Below are 4,320 nucleotides of genomic sequence, written 5' to 3' on the forward strand. Positions count from 1 at the left end.
TCGAGGCGCACGTTGTCCAGCACGTACTCGCCCTTGGCCAGGGCGTTGTCGCCGTAGAAGCGGCGCAGATAGTCCATGTGCAGGGTCTTGGGCATCCGGGTCTGGTCGGAGTTCCAGAACAACAGGTCGAAGGGTTTGGGCTCCTTGCCCAGCAGGTAGTTGTTGACGAAGAACGACCAGATCAGGTCGTTGGCCCTGAGCGCATTGAAGGTGTCGGCCATGGTCTGGCCCGACAGCACCCCGCCGCCCTCGTCCATCTTCTTTTCCAGGTCGCTCAGCCAGTCCTCGTTGGTGAACAGCAAAAGGTCGCCGGCTTCGGAAAAATCCTGCTGGGCGGCGAAGAAGGTCGCTGAGGCGATCCGGGTGTCGTTCTTGGCGGCCATGTGGGCCAGCGTCGAGGAGAGCAGGGTGCCGCCGATGCAGTAGCCGACGGTGTTGACCTGCTCGACCCCGCACTGGGTCATCACCGCCTCCGTGGCGGCATAGATGCCCTCGCGCATGTAGTCCTCGAAGGTGCGGGTCGAGAGCGTCGCGTCCGGGTTCACCCAGGAGGCCACGAACACGGTGATGCCTTGCGCAGAAAGCCAGCGGATCATCGAGTTCTCGGGCCGCAGATCGAGGATGTAGAACTTGTTGATCCAGGGCGGGAAGATCAGCAGCGGGATCTCGCAGACGCTGTCCGTCGTCGGAGAAAACTGCAGCAGCTCGATGATTTCGTTGCGGAACACCACCTTGCCGGGGGCGGTGGCGACGTTCTCGCCGATCTTGAACATCTCATAGTCGGTCTGGGCGATCGACAGCTGCCCGCCGCCGCGATCAAGGTCGGCGGCGAAGTTCTCCATGCCGCGCACCAGGCTCTCGCCGCCGGTGGCCATGACCTCGCGCAGGGCGGCGGGATTGGAGGCCAGGAAGTTCGACGGCGAGAAGGCGTCGGTGAGCATCTTCATGAAGAACTCGACCCGGCGCTTGACCATCGGGTCGACGCCGTCGACGTCGGCCACCAGCCCGTTCATCCAGTTGGCGGTGAGCAGGTAGGACTGCTTGATGACGTCGAACACCGGGTTCTCGGCCCAGTCGGGATCGGCGAATCGCTTGTCGCCACGGGCTGGACTGGCCACCGGGTCGGGCGCTTCGCCGCCCATGCGCCGGGCGGCCGACTGCCACAGGTCCAGGTAGCGGGCGAAGAGGTCGCCCTGGGCGCGCATCAGCCGATCGGGCTGGCCGGCCAGCCGGCCCATCACCTCGGTCAGCGCCGGGGCCACATGGAACGGATCGGGCGACAGGGCGGCGGGCCGATCGGCCTGACGCAGCGCCATCTCGGCGATCGCGCCCTGGGCGGTGAGCGCGGCGCGGGCGAGGTTCATCGACAGCTTCTCGACCTGGGCCCGCTGGTCACCGGTCAAGGCGGCGACGTCCAGGGGCGGCGGTCCTGAGGCCGCGCGCGCCGGCTCCGGCTCGGCCCTGGCCTTGGCGGCAGCCTTCGGGGAGACCTGCACGGTGGACCTGGCCTTTGCCTTGCCCTTCCCGGATTTGCCCTTTGCGGCCTTGCCCTGACCAGCCTTCGTCGGCGAGGTTGGCTCGCTCATCTCAGTTTCCTCCCGGCGGTGAACGCGCGCGCGCTCTTTCGCCTGTCGCCATCATCGCATAAGACCGGACCGGAAAATGCGCACGCGGTCGAGCCCTTTTGTGAACGATGAGCCTCGCGGCCTGGCCTTGCGGCGGGTGGCGGCGGGCGGTCGTTGCCTGGTGCTGGGCCCGGTGCTGGGCCTGGTGCTGGGCCCGTTGCTGAGCGGCTGCGTCGGCAATCCGTTCGCCGACGCCAGGGTCGATCCACGCTCGCCGGTGGCGTCGGAAGTGGCCAGGAGCGTGCGCCCGGACGCGGCCTATCCGACGTTCGCCTCGATTCCGGCGGTCCCCAAGGACCTGCGGCCGCATCGCCAGTACGGCGTCCAGGCGGCCGGGATCGACGCTGCGGCGGCCGAACTGGTCCGCGACACGGCCGATGACAGCTGGACGCTGCGGAACACCGACGCCTTCGCCGCCGAGATCCGGGCGGCCGCGGGGCCGGACGCCGTTCCCGGCCAGGCAGCCGACACCGAGGCGTTCGCCAAGGAGCTTCGACGGCGAGCGACACCGCCTCCGTCGCCCAAGAGATAGGGCCCGCGGAGGCTGAAAATTCATCGAACCATGGCTTGGTTGGCTCCCGCCCGGAGACGATCGATGCCCGCCTCCACCTTCGAAGACAGCCGCACTCGGGCCCCTCGCGGCGCAAGATCCCTCACATGACCCCCGATTTCCACCGCATCCGACGCCTCCCGCCCTACGTCCGGGAGGAGGTCAACCGCATCAAGGCGCGCCTGCGCGCCGAGGGCGTCGACATCATCGACTTCGGCATGGGCAATCCCGACATGCCGACGCCCAAGCACATCGTCGACAAGCTGATCGAGACCGCCCGCGACCCCAAGGCCGGGCGCTATTCCGCCTCCAAGGGGATCGTCGGCCTGCGTAGGGCCATGGCCGGCTATTACGACCGGCGCTTCGGCGTGAAGCTGAACCCCGACACCGAGGTGATCGCCACGCTGGGGTCGAAGGAGGGGTTCGCCAACCTCGCCCAGGCGCTGACCGCGCCGGGCGACGTCATCGTCTGCCCCAACCCGGCCTATCCGATCCATGCCTATGGCTTCATCATGGCCGGCGGCGTGATCCGCCACGTTCCGGCGGGATCGCCGCAGGAGTATCTGTCAGGCGTCAGCCGGGCGGTGAAACACTCGGCCCCACCGCCCACCGTGCTGATCCTCAGCTATCCGTCAAACCCGACGGCCCAGTGCGTCGACCTGGATTTCTACCGCGACGCCATCGCGCTGGCCCGCAAGCACGACATGCTGGTGATTTCCGACATCGCCTATTCGGAGATCTATTTCGACAACAACCCGCCGCCCTCGGTGCTGCAGGTCGAGGGCGCCAAGGAGATCGCCGTCGAGGTCAATTCGCTCTCCAAGACCTACGCCATGGCCGGTTGGCGAGTGGGCATGGTGGTCGGCAACGAACGGATCTGCGCGGCGCTGGCGCGGGTGAAGTCCTACCTCGACTATGGCGCCTACACCCCGATCCAGGTGGCGGCGGCCGCCGCGCTCAACGGTCCTCAGGACTGCGTCGACGAGATCCGGGCGATCTACAAGGCCCGCCGCGACGTGCTGGTGTCGACCATGAAGCGGGCCGGCTGGGACATCCCGTCGCCCCAGGCCTCGATGTTCGCCTGGGCGCCGGTGCCCGACCCGTTCAAGGAGGCCGGGTCGCTGCTGTTTTCGAAACTGCTGATTGAGGAGGCCGGCGTCGCCGTGGCGCCCGGCGTCGGCTTTGGCGAATATGGCGAGGGCTTTGTGCGCGTCGGCCTGGTCGAGAACGAGCACCGCATCCGCCAGGCCGCCCGCAATGTGAAGAAGTTCCTCAGCAATGCCGACGAGATCCTGGCGCGGCACCACAACGCATTGGCGGTGCAATGAGCCACGCAAAGACCTGGCGCGTCGGCGTCGCGGGCCTTGGCACCGTCGGCGCCGGGCTGCTCACGTTCCTGGCCGACAGCCCGGCGTTCGCCCCGGCGGGCGGGCGGGCGGTGGTGACCGGCGTCTCGGCGCGCTCGCGCTCGCGGCCGCGGCCGTTCGACATCTCCAGCCTGCCCTGGTTCGACGATCCGGTGGCGCTGGCGACATCGGCGGAAACCGACATCTTCGTCGAGCTGATCGGCGGCTCGGACAGCCCGGCCAAGGCCGCGGTGGAAGCCGCGCTCAAGGCCGGTAAGCCGGTGGTCACGGCCAACAAGGCGCTGATCGCGGAACACGGGGCTGAACTGGCGGCGCTGGCCGAAGCGCGGGGCGTTCCCCTGCTGTTCGAGGCCGCGGTCATGGGCGGGGTGCCGGCGGTGAAGATCGTCCGCGAATCCCTGGTCGGCGACGAGATCCGCTCGATCGCCGGCATCCTCAACGGCACCTGCAACTATATCCTGACCGAGATGGAGGCCACGGGCCGCGCGTTCGCCGAGGTGCTGGCCGAGGCCCAGAGGCTGGGCTACGCCGAGGCCGACCCGACCATGGACGTGGGCGGCTTCGATGCGGCCCACAAGATCACCATCCTGGCGGCGCTGGCGTTCGGTTGCGCCCCCAACTACGCCGCCGCCGAGATCGAGGGGATCGAAAGCGTCGAACTGCTGGACATCCAGCTGGCCCGGGACCTGGGCTATCGGATCAAGCTGGTGGCGTCGGCTGACCGCTCTGCGGAGGGCGTGCTGGTGCGCGTACATCCCACGCTGGCGCCGCTGGCCCA

4 protein-coding genes are annotated in these 4,320 nt (G+C 68.3%); 3 read left to right on the forward strand and 1 reads right to left on the reverse strand.

Annotated elements, in window-relative coordinates; all coding sequences use genetic code 11:
• A partial coding sequence (locus RMN86_RS05565; protein WP_405041322.1) for an alpha/beta fold hydrolase occupies positions 1–1,364 on the reverse strand: 1,364 nt, incomplete at its 3' end.
• 322 nt (positions 1,365–1,686) lie between these two features.
• Between RMN86_RS05565 and RMN86_RS05570 the strand changes: the two genes are divergently transcribed.
• The 3 genes from RMN86_RS05570 to RMN86_RS05580 all read left to right on the forward strand — a co-directional run.
• Entirely contained in the window at positions 1,687–2,157 is a 471-nt protein-coding gene (locus tag RMN86_RS05570) for a hypothetical protein (protein ID WP_309604842.1), read from the forward strand.
• A 125-nt stretch (positions 2,158–2,282) separates the two neighbouring features.
• A complete protein-coding gene (locus tag RMN86_RS05575) occupies positions 2,283–3,503 on the forward strand; it encodes an LL-diaminopimelate aminotransferase (protein ID WP_309604843.1) in 1,221 nt (406 codons plus the stop codon).
• A partial coding sequence (locus RMN86_RS05580; RefSeq protein WP_309604844.1) for a homoserine dehydrogenase occupies positions 3,500–4,320 on the forward strand: 821 nt, incomplete at its 3' end. The genes RMN86_RS05575 and RMN86_RS05580, both read left to right, overlap by 4 nt.

This window comes from Phenylobacterium sp., from assembly GCF_031360265.1.
In the GTDB taxonomy this organism is placed as follows: domain Bacteria; phylum Pseudomonadota; class Alphaproteobacteria; order Caulobacterales; family Caulobacteraceae; genus Phenylobacterium.

What these genes read in the sequence shown, in the direction of transcription:
- RMN86_RS05575 (WP_309604843.1), top strand. Translation starts at nt 2,283, where the DNA reads ATGACCCCCGATTTCCACCGCATCCGACGCCTCCCGCCCTACGTCCGG.